This window comes from Methanolapillus ohkumae (assembly GCF_032594355.1).
GTDB lineage: Archaea > Halobacteriota > Methanosarcinia > Methanosarcinales > Methanosarcinaceae > Methanolapillus > Methanolapillus ohkumae.
In genome coordinates this window covers 1,287,801-1,305,450 of the sequence record NZ_CP131061.1, presented here as the reverse complement: position 1 = coordinate 1,305,450, position 17,650 = coordinate 1,287,801, and the positions used below count along the sequence as shown (strand labels likewise).

13 protein-coding genes and 1 tRNA gene are annotated in these 17,650 nt (G+C 41.3%); 7 read left to right on the top strand and 7 right to left on the bottom strand.

Annotated features, from left to right (window positions below):
* Nucleotides 1–149 precede the first annotated feature (149 nt).
* Nucleotides 150–374 carry a hypothetical protein gene (locus MsAm2_RS05655; RefSeq protein ID WP_338097290.1) on the bottom strand — a complete coding sequence of 75 codons (225 nt, stop codon included), beginning with the start codon at nucleotides 372–374 and terminating at the stop codon, nucleotides 150–152.
* 250 nt (nucleotides 375–624) lie between these two features.
* Between MsAm2_RS05655 and MsAm2_RS05650 the strand changes: the two genes are divergently transcribed.
* A tRNA-Trp gene (locus MsAm2_RS05650) sits at nucleotides 625–822 on the top strand.
* Nucleotides 823–1,301: 479 nt separating this feature from the next.
* On the opposite strand, the gene MsAm2_RS05645 is transcribed toward MsAm2_RS05650, so the two are convergent.
* Nucleotides 1,302–2,006 carry a slipin family protein gene (locus MsAm2_RS05645; protein WP_338097289.1) on the bottom strand — a complete coding sequence of 235 codons (705 nt, stop codon included), beginning with the start codon at nucleotides 2,004–2,006 and terminating at the stop codon, nucleotides 1,302–1,304.
* A gap of 202 nt (nucleotides 2,007–2,208) precedes the next feature.
* Between MsAm2_RS05645 and MsAm2_RS05640 the strand changes: the two genes are divergently transcribed.
* Complete coding sequence (locus MsAm2_RS05640; RefSeq protein ID WP_338097288.1) at nucleotides 2,209–4,380, top strand: DHH family phosphoesterase; 2,172 nt, start codon at nucleotides 2,209–2,211, stop codon at nucleotides 4,378–4,380.
* Nucleotides 4,381–4,553: 173 nt separating this feature from the next.
* Here MsAm2_RS05640 and MsAm2_RS05635 read toward each other — a convergent pair whose 3' ends face one another.
* Nucleotides 4,554–6,950, bottom strand: coding sequence for an autotransporter outer membrane beta-barrel domain-containing protein (locus MsAm2_RS05635; RefSeq protein ID WP_338097287.1), 2,397 nt, complete (start codon nucleotides 6,948–6,950; stop codon nucleotides 4,554–4,556).
* A gap of 853 nt (nucleotides 6,951–7,803) precedes the next feature.
* On the opposite strand from MsAm2_RS05635, the gene thsA reads away from it, so the two are divergent.
* Complete coding sequence (gene thsA, locus MsAm2_RS05630) at nucleotides 7,804–9,459, top strand: thermosome subunit alpha (protein WP_338097286.1); 1,656 nt, start codon at nucleotides 7,804–7,806, stop codon at nucleotides 9,457–9,459.
* A gap of 184 nt (nucleotides 9,460–9,643) precedes the next feature.
* On the top strand, nucleotides 9,644–9,799 hold the full coding sequence (locus tag MsAm2_RS05625; RefSeq protein ID WP_338097285.1) for a hypothetical protein: 156 nt from the start codon (nucleotides 9,644–9,646) through the stop codon (nucleotides 9,797–9,799).
* Nucleotides 9,800–9,857: 58 nt separating this feature from the next.
* Here the strand turns inward: MsAm2_RS05625 and MsAm2_RS05620 are convergent, their stop codons facing one another.
* The 4 genes from MsAm2_RS05620 to MsAm2_RS05605 form a co-directional block, all read right to left on the bottom strand.
* On the bottom strand, nucleotides 9,858–11,210 hold the full coding sequence (locus tag MsAm2_RS05620) for an urease accessory protein UreH domain-containing protein (RefSeq protein ID WP_338097284.1): 1,353 nt from the start codon (nucleotides 11,208–11,210) through the stop codon (nucleotides 9,858–9,860).
* A 252-nt stretch (nucleotides 11,211–11,462) separates the two neighbouring features.
* The gene (locus MsAm2_RS05615; protein WP_338097283.1) at nucleotides 11,463–12,083 is read right to left on the bottom strand and encodes a DUF2150 family protein; all 621 of its coding nucleotides are present in this window, start codon (nucleotides 12,081–12,083) and stop codon (nucleotides 11,463–11,465) included.
* 60 nt (nucleotides 12,084–12,143) lie between these two features.
* Complete coding sequence (locus tag MsAm2_RS05610) at nucleotides 12,144–12,590, bottom strand: UPF0179 family protein (RefSeq protein WP_338097282.1); 447 nt, start codon at nucleotides 12,588–12,590, stop codon at nucleotides 12,144–12,146.
* A 160-nt stretch (nucleotides 12,591–12,750) separates the two neighbouring features.
* Entirely contained in the window at nucleotides 12,751–13,866 is a 1,116-nt protein-coding gene (locus MsAm2_RS05605; protein ID WP_338097281.1) for an NAD(P)-dependent glycerol-1-phosphate dehydrogenase, read from the bottom strand.
* Nucleotides 13,867–14,296: 430 nt separating this feature from the next.
* Between MsAm2_RS05605 and MsAm2_RS05600 the strand changes: the two genes are divergently transcribed.
* The 3 genes from MsAm2_RS05600 (at nucleotide 14,297) to MsAm2_RS05590 (ending at nucleotide 17,293) form a co-directional block, all read left to right on the top strand.
* Nucleotides 14,297–15,163 (top strand): DUF63 family protein, encoded by an 867-nt coding sequence (locus MsAm2_RS05600; protein ID WP_338097280.1) that lies wholly within the window; start codon nucleotides 14,297–14,299, stop codon nucleotides 15,161–15,163.
* Between the two features lie 17 nt (nucleotides 15,164–15,180).
* Complete coding sequence (locus MsAm2_RS05595) at nucleotides 15,181–15,981, top strand: stage II sporulation protein M (protein WP_338097279.1); 801 nt, start codon at nucleotides 15,181–15,183, stop codon at nucleotides 15,979–15,981.
* Nucleotides 15,982–16,129: 148 nt separating this feature from the next.
* Nucleotides 16,130–17,293 carry a formate--phosphoribosylaminoimidazolecarboxamide ligase family protein gene (locus MsAm2_RS05590; RefSeq protein ID WP_338097278.1) on the top strand — a complete coding sequence of 388 codons (1,164 nt, stop codon included), beginning with the start codon at nucleotides 16,130–16,132 and terminating at the stop codon, nucleotides 17,291–17,293.
* The last annotated feature ends 357 nt before the right edge of the window (nucleotides 17,294–17,650 follow it).

The following is a 17,650-nucleotide window of genomic DNA, read 5'->3' as shown; positions in this document are numbered from 1 at the left end:
GGCGCGCGTTACGGCAACACATTTTTTTAAAAAAATCAAAAAATAGCGGTTCATTTTAAGATATTTTCTTTTAATATTTCCATGCGTGGTTTTTATTTTAACAGTTGTTTTTTTATTTTTTTGTCTTTTGATTGCTTCCATTTATTCATTTATTTATTTTCCTCAAATTCCGCATCAATCGCATTTTCTCTTTCCATTTGGTGTTGCAAGGTTTCGCATGAAGCGTTGGATTCGGTTCTATTGATGGCTTCTTTTTTTTGCGCTTCATTTCTTTTTCTCATGAGCCGGTTGACATCAAACATGATTTTCAGAAGCATCACGACAATCAAAACGAGGAATAATTTTTGCCAGAGGTCTAAGTCTTCCAGAACCATTTTATTTCCTTCTTATTTTCCTTTTATTTACTTTTTATTTTTCCTTTCCTTCTTTATTTTGAAAAGAAAAATAGCTTAAATCCTATAAATACCCGGCAGTTTTTCATCCGGTTGAGGTGAAAATTTTTTAAAAATTGGATTGTTTGACCGTTAAGGATATATTGAATTATTTCATTTGTAGCAGACAACCCAAAGGACGATTTAAATATTATTTATTTCATTCATGAGGTCAATTTAAATAAACATAATCGGGGCTGTGGCCTAACCTGGTAGGGCGATGGGCTCCAGCGGATATTTATGATGAGCAACGGGTCAACCGAGCGTTTTCCGACGGGAAAATGCAATGAGGAGCCGTTGGAGCGCTGAAGTTTTTGCGCGGTACAGAGTCGCCGGAGAACGGCAATTCGGAGAGACCCGTCGGTTGTGAGTTCAAATCTCACCGGCCCCACGTTTTTATTTTTGAATGAGAATTTCTATTCTCCATTTTTTTATTTTTCATTTCTGTTTTTTCCACTTCTGCTCATATTCGGGCAAACTGTCCCGAAAATTCGAGACGCATTCCGCGTCTCGAATTTTTCGGAAAACACTATTCTGATAGGAAGTGTGTGGTAAAATACAGCAGCAATGTTAAAAACTATAAACGGTCGCAGCAATGTTAAAAACTATAAACGGTCGCAGCAATGCTAAAAACTGTAAACTATCGCAGCAATGCTAAATACTGTAAACAGTCGCAGCAGTTGCAAAATCTAAAAAATTCGTCTCTAGTTTTTGTTTAACTTTTTCGAAAATGTGTCGCTATAACGCGTGCGGCGGCAGCATCCAAAACAGAATAATTATAAATAGTTGCAGCCGTCATAAAAATTAAAAAGAGTAGCTGCAACAAGATTTAACAATTATTTTCGTTATTTTTTCATTTTGTCTTCATTTTTATTTCTTTTTATTTGCTGCTTCCGACATTGCAATCATATCTGCGGCACCTGTTGTGTTTGTCACCACAATTAAATTCTTTTCCCGAGCGATTTCGGAAAGCGTTTGAAGTTCTCTTAAGCGGATTGCGACCGGAATTTCATCATACAACACGGCAGCGTCACGCATTTTTGTTGCGGAAATATGCTCGCCTTCCGCCAAAATAATCCGGGAACGCTTTTCACGTTCGGCTTCCGCCTGTTTTGCAATCGCGCGCAACATCGAGTCCGGAAGACTCACATCCCGAATCGTCACGGAAGATACTCGAATTCCCCATGGGTCAGTATCCCGGTCCAGCAATTTCTGAAGTTCCTCATTGACTTTTTCACGTTGCGTCAAGACTTCATCGAGTTCCATTTGTCCCAAAATATCGCGCAGTGTCGTTTGCGCAAGCATCGATGTCGCATATTTGAAGTTTTCCACTTCCGTAATGGCCATTTGCGGGTCCACCACTTTGTAGTAAACAATCGCGTCCACCGTAATCGTCACGTTGTCTTTGGTAATGATATCTTGTTTCGGGACATCAATCGTGACGGTTCTCATGTCGATTTTTTCATATTTGTCCAGAACCGGGATTGTAAAAAAAACACCGGGTCCTTTGACGCCGTTTAACCGTCCCATTCTGAAAATAACGACACGTTCGTATTCTTTAATGACATGTATCATTTTTTAGCCTCCGTTTTGCAAAATAAAATATTTCAAAATCTATGAACACAATGTATACAAAATACAAATATTTAAAAGGATAATATTTTTCATTTATATTTGATGCTGTTTTTCAATATTATTTTTCAATATTATTTTTGATTTATTTCGTTTTTTGCAATAATTTATATTCTAATATCGTTTTTACTTCCCAGTGAGAATTATGAGTGAAAAATGTTCAAAATGCCGGGGCGAAGGTTTTCTTCTTTTGGAGTCCGGTCCCTGTCCGAAATGCAGCGGCACAGTCGGCTCAACCGGCTCGGGAAAAACCAAATCCATCAACTTAATGGACCTCTCGGAAAAAAATTTAAGTTCTTTTGTAAGCGGCACCTGCGATGTGTGCGGCGGCACCAAAACGTATGAAAAGAAACAAAAGTGCGATGAATGCCGCGGCAAAGGTGAAACTCTCAATTGCAGCCGGTGCGGGCGTCCGATTCCCTACCTCAATTCCAATGGGGAAGAAATCTGCAATTCTTGTTTATCATCGTCGGTTGTTTATGTTTTGGATAATTCCTGTGATTACGATGATTTGGAAAGCGGAAGGCTTTACAAAGGCTGTGTGGACGGCGTTGTCGCAAACCTCGGCGCTTTTGTCAAACTCAACGACGGCATCAAAGGACTCATGCATGAGAAAAACTTTGAAGCCGGACACGCAAGTCTTCAAAAAGGCGATTCTTTGATTGTTCAGCTCAAAAACATCAGCCGGCAGGGCCGGGACACAAAATTGGATCTGGTGCCCAAAAAACCGCTGGATTATCAAATCATTGATGTAGAAAAAGAAATTCCTCTCTCCCGAATCGGAGATTTGACGGCAAAAGACAACGGCAAGGTCATCAAGATGCTCGGCGAAGTTTTGCAAATCAAACAAACCGGCGGGCCGACGATTTTTACCATCGCTGATGAAAGCGGTCTTGTTCCCTGCGCCGGCTTTGAAAGCGCAGGCAAGCGCTCTTATGTTGAAATTATGACCGGAATGGCTGTAGCCGCCGTCGGGGAAGTCAATCTGAGAGATAATTCCATTCAAATCGAATTGTTGAGTTTAAAAAAGCTCTCGGATGACGAAACAAAGTCTCTTTTACAGCGCGTGGACGCGGCGATTGATGTTCGGGCTGAGCCGCATGATATCTCTTTTTTGGTTCAAAGCGATGTTTTAGAAAAGCTTCGCCCGGCGATGCTTCAGGCCGCAAAAGAAATCCGAAAAGCAATCTTTCGCTCCCGGCCGATTATTCTGCGCCATCATGCAGATGCGGACGGAATCACGTCGGCAATTGCGATTGAAAAAGCTATTTTGCCGCTGATTCGTGAAATCGGCGGCTCGGATGCTGAATACAAAACTTACAAGCGGTCGCCGTCAAAAGCGCCGTTTTACGAACTGATGGACGTTGTCAAAGATGTATCCTACGCGGTGGAAGATGAAATCCGCTACGGTCAACCAATGCCGCTGGTCGTGATGGTGGACAACGGTTCCACCGAAGAGGATGTTCCGGCCTACAAACACACGCAAGTGTATGGCATGGACATTGTTGTGATTGACCACCACCATCCGGACGACGCGGCGGATGATTATTTGCTGGCACATGTCAATCCGTATAAAGTCGGCGGCGATTTCGGCCTGACGGCCGGCATGCTGTGTACGGAAGTGGCGCGAATGATTAATCCGGACGTGTCGGACCAAATTTATCATTTGGCAGCGGTGGCCGGTGTCGGCGACCGTTCGCAAGCTCCCGAATTTGAGCAGTATTTGGATTTAGTTTTGGGAAAATACACATTGGAACACTTAAAAGAAATGGCGCTTGCTTTGGATTATGAACAGTATTGGCTCAAATTCGGAAGTGGTGTCGGAATTATTGATGATATTTTAGATATGCGCGACCATGACATCCATCTCCGTCTGGTGAAAATGCTTTGCGAACAGGCAAGCGGCATGATTCGCGACCAGTTGGATGTGAGTCTTCCCAATGTCCAATCGACAACGCTCAAAAGCGGTGCTGTCTTGAATACGATTGACGTGGAAAAGTTTGCCCACAAATTTACATTCCCGCCGCCGGGAAAAACGTCGGGGGAAATTCATGACATTATGTGTAATGTCCGCTATCCCGACAAACCGGTGATTACCTTGGGACTGGGTCCCGATTTTGCGGTTATCCGGTCGAAAAAAGTTCTGATGAACATCCCGCAAATCGTACGTGAACTTCGGGAAGAATTGGTCGGCTCGGGTGTCAACGGCGGCGGACACTTGGTGGTCGGCAGCATCAAATTCGTCGAAGGTGCGGCTGATGTTGTCATTTCCAGGCTGATTGAAAAATTAGGCGAAGCGGATGTTGAAAATGAGTAACGTATAATGAAATCATTTTTCAAAATAATTATTTAAAAAAGTCTTTTAAAAAATTCAAAATAAAAAAAGCCGGAAAAGTTTTTCTTTTCCGGCTTTCATTTTTCTTTTAGTTTTTCTGTTTTTAGCTTTTAGTTTTTCTGTCTTCTAAATCTTTGTTTTTCAAATTTTTTCGTTTATTCTTTTTTTCTTTTTCGAAGGAGCAGAAGTAAAAGAATTGTCAAAAGAAACGCAGCCAACAGAAGAGCAATGTTTGCAAACATCCATTTGTCTTTCTGCTCAATCGGGACCGGATTGCATGTTTTTGAGACCGGGGTCGAGTTGTTTTCGGTCGGCGGTTCAAATCCTCTGATTTCTTCTGTCTTTTGCGGGTCTCTCACAGTCGCATTGCCGGTTCCGCCACCGGGTTCCGCCGGTTTTTCAAAGACGGCATGAATGGTGTTGGTTCCGGACGCGAGCTCGTAGTAATCAACGGTTACTTCATCCCCGACAACAGTTTTTTGGGTTTGAGTACCATCTCCGGCCGTTAATGTAATGGATTTAATGTTCCAGCCGCCAGCCGCTTTTGCATAAAGCGTAACGCTGGATGGCGTTTCCGGGGAGGGTTTAAGGGTGACGGAGGATGGCTTTGTTGGATCGCTTGTTAAATAAAATTCTCCTTGTCCTTCGTGAGAAATTCCCAAGTCAAGAGGTCCTGATTTTTGTTTTGCCAAGATGACAACCGCATATCCTTGTTTTTCAGCGTCGGTCGTATCAATTTTTAATTCCAAGCCGTTTGAAACACGGGTTGGCGTTATAAATTGGTTTGTGCCTGTAATCACCGAGTTTACATCTAAAGGTGCTGCCACGGCCTGGTATTCAAATTTGTCAATGTCTTGCGGCAAAGGTGGGAGGTATGGAATGGTCACAAAACTGAATGAGGTTCCGGATGTTTTTGAGTCTACCCACAGACTGTTTTTGATGGCACCGCTGTATGTAGTATGTTGACCGATTATTGCACTTTGGAGCGTATCGGATTGTGTTTTATTCAACGTTCCAAAAATCATCGTGGATTGAAGATTGCTGACATTAACTGCTTGATGGAGGCCCAAGGTTTCGGTTGGAGCCGTCTCATTTCTGATAGAAACACCAATTAACTGATCTCCTAAAATCGCATTTTTTCCGATGAGAATGGAATGACCGCCTGTAGTACCAACTAAACTTTCAGAAGATGCATTTGCTTTAGTTGTTCCAATTGCAATATCTTTTCCATAGCTGGCGTTTGTGGTATCTGTAATGATGTTATCTTTGATTGTTCCACCATTAAATATGAATCTTGGACCGATTTTCCCGTCGTCTGTTCTTCCTGTAACAAAAACACCGCCACCAACAGCAGCTTTGTTGTTTGAAATCGTGCCGCCATTCATTATAAATGTGCTGGACTTGAGGATGGATATGCCACCACCTCCATAATTACTTGAGCCAGAATTTACATCAAAAAGACCTTTTGCTTCATTTCCAGAAATGATTCCTCCTGCCATTGTAAGTATTGAATTGCTATTGAGATAAATACCACCGCCTGCACCGCCATCATTATGTTCTACAGTATTATTTGAAATATTTCCATTTTTCGTAATTTCTGCAACACTTTCAATTATATATATTCCACCAGCATTTCCCTTTTTACAAACATTGTTTGAGATTTCGCCATCAATAGTTGTACCAAGTTCAGAGGGGTTGGTTGAATTCTTCGTGTTCTGAATATAAACAGCTCCGTTCGAAGCAATTGTATTATTTGATATTTTACTTCCTTCTTTCAGATTTAATTTAGCACCCGCTCCATTTGAATAGATGGCATGTGACACCTTAGAATTAGAAATGTTTCCATAAAAATCAATAGAACTTGTAGCTGCAATAATAATCTCTTTATTTTGGTTGTTAAAATTTGTGATTGTTGCGTTAAAAGTCAAAGCTGAGTTGTTCATGTTAATAAGAGCTCTTCCAACTACATTATCTCCTCCAATTGTGCTCCCCTCTTCCAAAATACAATTTGCACCAGTGGTCAAATAAATTGCCGAGTAACCGCCGGTGTTTATAATTTTTGAGCCTTCTCCCATGACAATCGTGGCATTTGGATGATACGCGGACAAAACAGAATCATAGACACATTTCCTCCAATTGGGGTTAGAACTATTAGACCAGCCGGGTGTATTATTTGTCTGTGTTGCATTATCCGGATTATTCGCATCGTCGAAAGTAATGTTTGTTAGTGTGACTTTTGCAATTTTATTTGGTTTATCATCATGGATGGCAACTTCCAGCATTCCCGGATTAAAAAAACCTCTCCATGTGTCCGAAGTTGTATTAAAATTCGCTCCGCGTATGACCCTAACGGCTGGATCCACTCCCTGAATTGTTATGTTTTTATTGACAACATATGCCCGGTCGACAATGGTAATATCATTTAACACAACAATGGTATCTCCATCTGCTGAATTAGCAACAGCTTTCGCAAAACTTGTGTCATAAGTTCCATCATTTGTATAAATCGGTGCGCCTGTTCCGACTTGTATTTCATCTGCGCTTGCATTCATCGGCAAAACAGCTAAAAGTAAAAGTATTGCAGCAACTGCGAATAAAATAGAATATTTTAATTTCATCTACGGTTCAACCCCTTTTCTATTCAAATTTTTGTTTTTTGGATTATTTTTATTATCATTTTTATAAATTATCAATAAATTAAACCAATTAGAAATAATCAGCGTATTTATAATATGATATTTAAAATATACTACAAATCTCTTGTACAATATTATATTTCATACATTTTATTTTCATTTTTATTTCTTTTATTTTTCATATTTCCAAGGCGTTTTTTATGATATTCTTATTCAGAATTTATATTATTTAGAAATATTTATTGGATTATAATACGTCAATATATATAAATTATATTATTACTCTCATAATAATTGACCATATAATGATACTATTTATTTTTTAATAATTATTTATTTCTATATTTTTATATGAATTCTATATTGATTTTAAGTATGATTGATTTTGTGATTGATTTTGTACACGTTATTTCCTACAAAAATAAAAAATCAAAACTGAACATTTGAAATAATATGAATTATTCTATCCATTCATCCAACGGTCTTATTCTTTTTGAAAGGTTTTGATCAGGACAGCTTCCTCTCTTTTTATCTCTTTTTTGCATGCTGTTGCCTATTTTTATCGAAATTTTTAACCGACGGTTTTTTATAGAACTTTAATCAGTTATTTGTAAGATTTCATCTGAAAATCAGTTCTCAAAACAGTAGGTGAAGAACAAATTATTGTAAATTTTAATTTCTTATCTATATTTTCTATTTACATTTTTTACATGAATCACATAATTACGGTATTACAGCTTACATGAATTATTCAGGAGATTTGATTTCTATGGCGAAAACAGGTCCGATTATTGTTTTAGATCCGGGAAAAGAAAGAACCAAAGGGAAGGAAGCGATTTTTATGAACATCACGGCGGCAAAAGCCGTCGCAAGCCTTGTTCAAAGCACGCTGGGTCCCAAAGGCATGGACAAAATGTTGATCAACAAACTGGGCATGGTTTCCATGACCAACGACGGTGTGACCATTTTAAAAGACATTGGCATTGAGCATCCGGCCGCAAAAATGATTGTGGAAGTCTCCAAGACATTGGAAAGCACGGCCGGCGACGGAACCACAAGCTCAGTCATTTTGTCGGCCGCTCTTTTGGACAAAGCGGAAAAATTGATTAAAAAAGGAATCCATCCAACAGTTATTGTTAAAGGGTTCAAAACGGCGGAAGACAAAGCGCTTGAAATTCTCAACGACCGCGCCATCTCCGTCAATTTCAAAACACCGGAAGGACGTGCCATCCTTAAAAAAGCAGCAATGACGTCTATTACCGGAAAAGCGCCCGACGTTCACAAAGAAATGCTGGCCGATATCTGTGTCAAAGCCACGGAAATCATTGAAAAAGACGGTTTTGTAGATGTCCGCAGTGATGTTATTTCCATTGTCGAACTCAATAAAAAGATTGAAGAAACAGAAGTGATTGAAGGAATCGCGCTGTCCACCAATTCTTTAAACAAAAAAGCGCCCAAAATCATTCAAAATCCGAAAATCGCAATTTTCGATGCCGAAATTGAAGCGCATAAAACCAAAGCCAAATCCAAAATGGTGGTCGGATCCCCCGAAGAACGCAACCAAATCATTGAAAACGAGCACCAAAACATGCTCGACATTGCCAAACAAATTGCGGACACAGGTGCCAATGTGATTTTCTCCACCAAAATGGTCAAGCCGATTGTTTTGGAATACTTTGACAAGCGCGGCATTTATGTTTCCCGTCCGATTGAAGAAAAAGATGCCGAACACGTTTCTTATGCGACCGGCGCGAAAGTGATTCGAAACCCGCGTGAAATTTCCGCGCAAGATTTGGGAGAAGCCGGACTCATGGAACAAGATCCCAGGGCGGACGGCGGAAAAACATTTATCCGTGATTCTAAAAAATCAAAAGTGGCGACGATTATCATTCGCGGCGAAACACTGCAGCATGCCGACAGCGTTGACACGTCCGTCGACGATGCGCTTTGGGTAGTCAAATCCATCATCGAAGATGGAAAAGTCATGGCCGGCGGCGGCGCTCCGGAAATCGAAGTCGCCCTTGCTTTGCGCGCTTTTGCGCCGACAGTGGATGGTTATGAGCAGCGGGTCATTTCCGCTTATGCCGATGCCGTTGAGGAAATCCCAAAAACGCTGATTCGAAACGGCGGCTTGGATGTCATTGATTTAACGTTGGCGCTTCGAACCGCCCATCTCAAAGATAAGAATGCCGGAGTCAACGTTTTCTCCGGAAAAATCGTGGACATGGAAAAGGAAGGAGTTGTCGAGCCGCTGCGTGTCAAAATCAATTCTATTAAATCTGCGACGGAAGCCGCAATTATGATTCTTCGGATTGACGATGTTCTGCGCGCCAAACACATCCGTGAAGTTCCGGATGTCAAGCCCGAACACATGGCGACCAGCTACAGCGGAATGGCGCCGCCGCAATTAAATGAACGGCGATGAGCTGATATTTTTCGGATTGATGAAAAATCAATCCGCATTTCTTTTTTTCATTTCATTTTTTGTCTCATTTCATTCATTTCTCTTATGATTCGTTTCTATTCGATTCGTTGCTTTTTTTTATTCCGGACAAACCATCCCGAAAATTCGGATGTGGGTCGCGTCCGAATTTTTCGGATTTGTTATTATGAATAGATATGTTGGTGGAAACAGACGCAGTAATGCTCAAACAGTATACGGTGCAGCAATTTTAAAATTTGAAAAACCAAATACTCGTTTTCATATTTTTAAAAAAATCAACCCACTGTTTTTGTTGAAAGTTTTTAAAAATCCGATGCCATAACGCGCGCATGCCACCGCTCAAAAAAATAAAAAAAGAATTGGGAAGAAATTTGAGTCTTTTAATAAAACAAAACCCAAATTCCAAGCAAAATGGAAATAATACCGCTGACCATTCTGATTTCTTTTTTATACTTTCGAATCAATTGGGTGAGCGCATATCCGCCGACAAATCCGACAATCAGGAGCGGGGTGATGACACCCACGCAAAAAATGAGAAGCATGCCCAAATCGGAGGCCGAGACGGAAAATCCGACATCAGATCCGGCAGAAACTGTTTTGTCGATGAGAACCAGCAAAAACGGAAATGTACAGGGGACTTTCACAAAGGAAAATAATATGCCCAGGACAAAAAGTCCGGGGTAGGATGCGACATATTTTCGGGAAATGGTTTTGTATTTTTCATCCCAGGATTTCGGCAAATTAAATAATCCGAGCAAATGAAGACCGATGACAATGACAAGAATTCCGACAACGGCGGAGACCAAAGTCGTTCCGGAAACCGAATGCCCGAAAATGGAAAAAAGTGTTCCGGAAAGCGATTTCTCAAACAAAATGAAAATAACGCCCAAAACCAAATAACTTAAAATCAGACCGGCGGCAAAGACAAAAACCCGAAGCAGGCTTTCTTTGGCATCCGTAAAACGAATTGATCCGGCAAAATTCGAATTTTTGTTCCCGTCTTCCAAATGTGCGGATTTTTCAGGATTTTTTGTGCCTGTAATTGTTTTTGAGGTTGCGGATTTTTCCGCATTTAAGGCTTTTTCATTTTCGGAGGCTTGTCCTTCCGCTTCGGCCGTATAGACAAAAATAAAGCCAAGCATAGCCATTAAACAGGTGGAAAGTCCCGCCAAAAAGCCAAGCGTGTACGCGAAAATCTTTGGCGATCCGGAGACAAAATCGTTCAGCCAAGTTCCCGCGCTGCCAAAAACGGACAAAAATGGGAAAAGTGTGAGGATGTCGGCAGACCCTTCGGGAATGCCGCTTGAATTTTTCAAAGTCGAGTAATCGGGAACAATTTCGCCTCGGAGGATTTTGATAATATAATTTTCTAAATAGCCGTCTGAAATTTTGTTGCTTTCAAACCGCTCCGTTCCGATGTATACTACCGGAACATGTGGATAGCCTTTTTCTTTCAACAAATCATAATTTTTCGGACGGTCAACATTGTATTTGACAACCGTGATATTATATTTTTCTACCAATTCGTCGATGATAGGCGTTGTTTGTTTACAAGTTCCGCATCCCGGCTGGAAGAAATATTCCAAAACAATTTCCTGTCCGGACGCATCGACGGCGGCAGCTGACGCTTCATGGAACAAAAGCGGGGAAAACGCCGCAAAAAGAATTAAAAAAATAAATGAAACCGTAAGGCGTGATTTAAATCCGGCAGATGGGAAAGACGCAGACGACATGGATTCGAACAGGGTTTGTTTTCATTTAAATGTTTTTAGATAAAATTTAAAAAATAGAATAAAAGGTTAAAAGTTAAAAATTAAAAGTTTTAAAATGAAGTGTGGCAATACAACAAAATAAACAAAAAACCATCCCGCTGTTTTTATAAATGTTTTAAAAGTGGGCGGTTGTAACGCGCGCCGGCGCCGGCATAAAATGAAAAAAACATAAGGAAAAGTTAAAAAAGAAGGTAAATCTGTTTATTTTTGTTTTTATTCTTCATCATCGACTTCATCGAAATTCTTGTAGCTGTCGGTTCCGACCATTGCCGCGGCAATCGAATCAATTCCGTCCAGCCACTCGGCAACGATACTCTCTTCCGGAAGAATCGTTAAACATTCTTCGTCAAAGTTCTGTCCCGAAATGACCGCCGCGCCAAGCGTTGCGATAATCGAAAACGCGATATCCAACTGCTCATCTTGCTCGGCAGCACCCGCGTCTTTAATCAGAGCTTTAAAATCAGCTTTTTCATCGTAGTCACCCAAGAAATACGCTTCAAATGCCGCCATGGAGCAGCTCAGCGAATCCTGAACGGAAAAAATCATCATATCGGCATCTTCCGATATCGGTGGAACTTCCGTCAGCACGATTTCCCGAACGCTGTCTAAAATTTCAAGCGCTTTTTCCTCATTCAGCGCGCCTTTATCAAAACGCGCGGAAATCTTTAAACAAGACAAAATGACATCATCCGCCATATTAACGAAAATCATCGCGCTTTTTTCAACTTTTTCCTCATCCTGAAGAGAAAAACCGCTGCTCTTGATTTGAGAAATCCAATTGTCCCAGCGGGATTTGGAATAAAATTCATAGTAGGGAAGTGTTTTTTCAGCCATTGATTCACCTTTTTGTTAAATTTTTTTGTCAGTCTTTCTCATTTTTTTGTTAAAATTTTATTACTCTAAAACTAAGTTGACACGTTTATATGTTTTGCCGTCCTTTTCAAACCCTTCAAAGGCGTCAACCACAATACATTTGTCTCCTTTTAACAATCCTTTGGGCGCGAACAAAGCATAGTTTAAGCCGTCATCTTCTTCTTTTCGGACAAAAATCGGCTCATATACAACTTTGGATCCTAAAACCGCTTTTTTGGAATCCACATACGCTTCCACCGGCGCGTTTTCAACCGCGACCGCAATCACGCCATCATCATGAAGCGCACATGTCAAATGATTGGTGTTTCGAATGGATGTGATTTTATATTTCCGTCCGGATTCCAAATTCAAACAAGTGCCGCGCACCTGGCATTTTTTGCACTCTTCCGTCTCCTGCATAAAGAAAAATTCACCGCCGGGCTTCGCCAAACGAGAACCGATTACCGTAATTTTAACAGCTGCCGCCATTTCCTCTCCCTCGCATCCCTCATATCACTTAATTTCTTGGAATAATTCAAACCTTTGATAAATCACATTAATTTGAAAACTTAACTGATGACTGATTGGTTTATTTGATTTTAATCTTTTGTCATGACCTTTTGTCATTTTTTTTGAAAATCCGGAATTATTAAATCACTTGTGTCACTGTTGCCAATTTTTCCGCGGCGGACGGGGCAAGTCCTGTTCCCAAAATCGTATACCGCTCCGGACGAATCGTCGGCGCCAAAAGCAGCGCCTCAATGATTTCCTCGCTTGAAATTCCCATTTCCGTGGCGGATGTCGGCACACCGATTTGAATCAATGCGTTTTGAATTTTTTTCCAGTCACCGCCATGCAAATACATCATCATTATGGCACCGATCGCACACTGTTCGCCATGAAGCGCCGGCTTTTTGGCAATCCGGTCCAGCGCGTGGCTGAACATGTGTTCCGAGCCCGACGCCGGCCGGGAAGAGCCCGCAATGCTCATGGCGACGCCGCTTAAAACGAGTGCTTTGACCACCAACCGCGCGGAACTGTCAAGCCCCGGACGAATGAGCCCTGCCGAGTCCATAATCATTTCCGCGCTCATTTTAGACATCAGCGCGGCAGAGTCACTAAAAGGCTCATTTTGATGGCGGCTTGCGAGTTCCCAATCCAAAACAGAGGTGCAATTGGAAATCACATCTCCGCAGCCGGCCGCAAGAAGCCGGAAAGGGGCGCGGGAAATAATTCCCGTGTCCGCAATAACGGCAATTGGCGCCTGGGCTTCATAAGATTCAGATTTTTCATCCGAATGAATCGATGCGCGGGATGACGCAATTCCGTCATGAGACGCAGCGGTCGGAACGCTGAGAAACGGAACATCACAGCGTTTGGATGCCAATTTTGCCAAATCAATGGACCGTCCGCTTCCGACACCCAAAAAACTCATTGGCTTAAAATCATGTGCGATGGCCGTAATTTTTTCCACTTCCTCAATCGAGGCCCTTTCGGATTTATAAACATAGCAGTCGTTCCCGCTTTTTTCCAAAATATCGAGAATCAGGTTTCCGGCAACATCCGCCGTATTTTTTCCGGTGACGATGAATGTCTTTCCGGTCAATTTTAATTTTTGAAGAACCGCCGGCGTTTCTTTTAAAACATCGTTTCCGATGATGACTTCCCGTGGAAACTGCATCCATTTGGATTCCCGAAGCTCATCCTCCCGCCATTGGCCTCCCGGAAAAGAAGATTGCCCCTTTTGTTCTTTTAAATTGCTCATTTGCATGATTCCTGATTGGTTTTTCAATAATTTTAAAATCCACATGAAAATCCGTACGTGAAAATTTTGCCTTATTTCTAAATAAATATGAACGAATGAATATAAAGCATGCTGTCCCATAAATTCATTTTAAACACACAATCATTTGTTATCATAATGTTTTGCAGTCCTCATGATTCGTAATGTTTTGCAGTCCTCATGATTCATAATGTTTTGCAGTCCTCATGATTCGTAATGTTTTGCAGTCCTCATGATTCATAATGTTTTGCAGTCCTCATGGGTTGTATTCATTATGTATGTCTTTTCAAATGGTGTCTTTTCAAATTGTATCTTTTTATAGTATTAATGCTGTCATCCTTACAGAAATTACATTAATTACAGATTGTACTTTTAGATTTTATTGGATATTCTTTCTTGGAACGGAAAAATTATGTCTTTTACTGAAACACTGACCGATTTTATTTATACATATTACATCAATCCGGTCCTTTATGATTCCGGCTACAACGTTTTTAATACATTGACGTGGGCGATCATTCTCGGAATTGCTGTCTATTTTATTATTTACACGCTTCGGAAAATGAAAATTTCCGTCGATAAAAATTTTATTCTCGCGGCGTTGCCGTATGTGGTCGCCGGCGCGTCTTTGCGGGTGGTCGGAGATTCCGGTGTCATTACCGCGCCGTACAGTTACGTTTTAATTACGCCAAATATTTATTTCTTTGTCTTTCTTGTCACCGTTTTATGTTTGTTGGTGTCGCTGCTCCTTCAAAAATTTAAATTTGTCCCCTCTTTTCACCGGCCATTTGCCGCCATCGGCTGCTTTTTGGCGGTTGCCGTATTTGGCGTTCTTTTTGTCACCAACGATGTTGCTCATTGGTGGGTTCCGATTGCGGTTGTCGGTGTCGGATTTACATTGACCGCGCTTTTCGGTCTCGCCGCAAAGAAGCTGGGCAGTACCATTTATTCCGACAAATTAAACCTGTCGATTTTAATGGCACATTTGATGGATGCCACGTCAACGGTCATTGGAATTGAAGTTTTCGGGTATTATGAAAAACACGTGCTTCCGTCTTATCTTATTGATTTAACCGGGTCCGCCCTGGTTATGTATCCGTTAAAAATCGCGATTTTCATGATTGTGGTTTGGATTTTGGACAAGGGACTGGATGCCGAAAGTACCGGCGAAGACAAAGATCAACTGGAAACGATTAAAAACGCGATCAAATTCGTGATTATCATACTCGGACTTGCGCCGGCCATCCGCAATTCTTTGCGTGTATTCTTTGGAATTTAAAAAACGGGAGGGAAATTATGGACAGCAGCAAAGACAGACACGAACCGATTTCAAGTGAACCGGAAAAAATAAATCCGGTGAACTCGGATTCGGTACAAAACGATTCGAAGAATGGCGATTCGATGAATAAAAATCCGGAGGATATCGGCTCGAAAAACTCCGGCGCGTTTTATCCGGACCCGGCTTGGGGAGACCCGATTCCTCAAAAAAAAATCGGCTATAAAGAGCGGATTTCCGAATTTTGGGGCGACAACCGGATTTATACGATTTGGATGGCCGTCGTTCTTGTAATTTGCTTTGCGGTCGGTTATTTCATTTCCGGGTCTAATCCGGAACTATCCGATGAATTGATGAAAACGATTGAACAAGCCATGAGCGGCATGAACATGGATGATTCGTTTCAGCTCTTCCTCCAAATTTTTTTCAACAATGCGCGGATCGCTCTTTTTGCCATCGCTTTTGGTATTGTTTTGGGACTCTTTCCCCTGTTCATCGCAATCGCAAACGGCTTGATGATTGGTATTGTGTCCGAATACATTGTCCGAACGCAAGGACTTTCCTATCTTTTGGTCGGCATTCTGCCGCACGGAATTCTTGAACTTCCGGCTATTGTTTTGGCGGCGGGGGTCGGGGTCCGGTTAGGAGCGGTGGTCTTTTCAAAATTAGTCGGCCGGAAAGTGACATGGGCTTCATTTTTCAAAGAACTCTCCAAGGCCGGGTACGGATATTTTTATTTGATTGTTCCGATGCTGCTTGTTGCGGCCGCCATTGAAGTTTATGTAACGGGAACGCTTCTTGATGTCCTGTTTGTCCCGTAATTGTCTGTTTTCGAAAAGATTTCCAAAAATCAAAAGGAAAGATGTTTGAACAATTCCTTTTTATAAGTCGGTTTTTATTTACCAAAAATTAATTCTTATAAGTGATTACAAATTTCAAATATTTACAGATTGATCGCAGGTGTTTTTCATGATTTCAAAAAACCAAATCAAAGAAACGATTGACAAGTATTACAACAATCCGGAAAAGATTAAAATCGGAACCATTGCGTCTCACTCCGGGTTGGATGTGTGCGACGGCGCCGCTGAAGAAAATTTTAAAACGGTTGCGTTTTGTAAAAAAGGACGCGATTTGACGTATTCCAAATATTTCAAGTCACAGCGCGATTCCCAAGGAAATCTCATCCGTGGAATTGTGGATGAGGCCGTCGTCTACGACAATTTCAATGAAATTTTACGCCCGGAAAACCAGCAAAAAATATTGGAAGACAGCGTCCTTATGGTTCCCAACCGCTCTTTTACATCGTATTGCAGCATTGACGCGATTGAATCTGATTTTAAAGTTCCGATTCTCGGCAGCCGCAACATGCTTCGCAGTGAAGAGCGTTCGGAATCCCAAAGCTATTACTGGATTTTGGAAAAAGCAGGCCTCCCCTTCCCGGAAAAAATTGACAATCCGGAAGATATCGACGCACTTGTGATGGTCAAGTTGCCGCATGCTGTTAAAAAATTAGAGCGCGGCTTTTTCACGGCGGCCAGCTACGAAGAATATTTGGAGAAATCCAACCGGTTGATTCAGCAAGGCGTCATCACAAAAGAAGCATTGTCCGGTGCCCGGATTGAGCGCTACATTATCGGTCCCGTTTTTAATTTCGACATGTTTTATTCCCCGATTGAAGAGGAAATGAGCCCGATTGAGATTTTGGGAATTGACTGGCGCTTTGAAACCAGTCTGGATGGGCACACCCGCTTGCCGGCGCCGCAGCAAATGAAACTTCAAGGCGCGCAAATCACGCCGGAATACACCGTTTGCGGACACAACTCGGCAACGCTGCGTGAATCTCTGCTTGAAAATGTGTTTGAGATGGCGGAAAAATTTGTCGAAGCGAGTAAAAAACACTACGATCCGGGCATTATCGGGCCGTTCTGCCTGCAAACCTGTGTGGACAAAGACTTGAATTTCTACATTTATGATGTGGCGCCCCGTGTCGGCGGCGGCACCAACGTGCACATGTCGGTCGGCCACCCGTATGGAAACGCGACCTGGAGAAAACCGATGAGCACCGGACGCCGGATTGCATATGAGGTCCGGCGCGCGATTGAAGCGGACAAATTGGATAAAATTGTGACTTAAAACTCACAATTTTTTATTTTTTAATTTAATTTTTGTTTTTACTTGATCATGTTTTTATTAGTTTTTTTATTCTATTTTTCTTCCACTTTTATATTTTTTTTAATTTATTAATTATACTGTCTTTCAAACAGACTTGAAAAAAACTTAAAAATTATGAAAATTTCAAACAGACTTAAAAAAAACTTAAAAATTATGAAAAATTCAAACAGACTTGAAAAAAACTTAAAAATTAAGAAAAATTTAACAGACAAACTTTGAATTCATTATTGGATTAATACATAAAATTGACCTGTTTAAAACGTCGATTAAATTTGATTTTCTAAACTAAATTGATTTTTTAAACTTTTTCGTTTTTAT

Bases quoted from the DNA above. Each gene is read 5' to 3' on its own strand.
- MsAm2_RS05655 (WP_338097290.1), bottom strand. From the start codon at position 374: ATGGTTCTGGAAGACTTAGACCTCTGGCAAAAATTATTCCTCGTTTTG.
- MsAm2_RS05645 (WP_338097289.1), bottom strand. From the start codon at position 2,006: ATGATACATGTCATTAAAGAATACGAACGTGTCGTTATTTTCAGAATG.
- MsAm2_RS05640 (WP_338097288.1), top strand. From the start codon at position 2,209: ATGAGTGAAAAATGTTCAAAATGCCGGGGCGAAGGTTTTCTTCTTTTG.
- MsAm2_RS05635 (WP_338097287.1), bottom strand. From the start codon at position 6,950: ATGAATGCAAGCGCAGATGAAATACAAGTCGGAACAGGCGCACCGATT.
- thsA (WP_338097286.1), top strand. From the start codon at position 7,804: ATGGCGAAAACAGGTCCGATTATTGTTTTAGATCCGGGAAAAGAAAGA.
- MsAm2_RS05625 (WP_338097285.1), top strand. From the start codon at position 9,644: ATGAATAGATATGTTGGTGGAAACAGACGCAGTAATGCTCAAACAGTA.
- MsAm2_RS05620 (WP_338097284.1), bottom strand. From the start codon at position 11,210: ATGTCGTCTGCGTCTTTCCCATCTGCCGGATTTAAATCACGCCTTACG.
- MsAm2_RS05615 (WP_338097283.1), bottom strand. From the start codon at position 12,083: ATGGCTGAAAAAACACTTCCCTACTATGAATTTTATTCCAAATCCCGC.
- MsAm2_RS05610 (WP_338097282.1), bottom strand. From the start codon at position 12,590: ATGGCGGCAGCTGTTAAAATTACGGTAATCGGTTCTCGTTTGGCGAAG.
- MsAm2_RS05605 (WP_338097281.1), bottom strand. From the start codon at position 13,866: ATGAGCAATTTAAAAGAACAAAAGGGGCAATCTTCTTTTCCGGGAGGC.
- MsAm2_RS05600 (WP_338097280.1), top strand. From the start codon at position 14,297: ATGTCTTTTACTGAAACACTGACCGATTTTATTTATACATATTACATC.
- MsAm2_RS05595 (WP_338097279.1), top strand. From the start codon at position 15,181: ATGGACAGCAGCAAAGACAGACACGAACCGATTTCAAGTGAACCGGAA.
- MsAm2_RS05590 (WP_338097278.1), top strand. From the start codon at position 16,130: ATGATTTCAAAAAACCAAATCAAAGAAACGATTGACAAGTATTACAAC.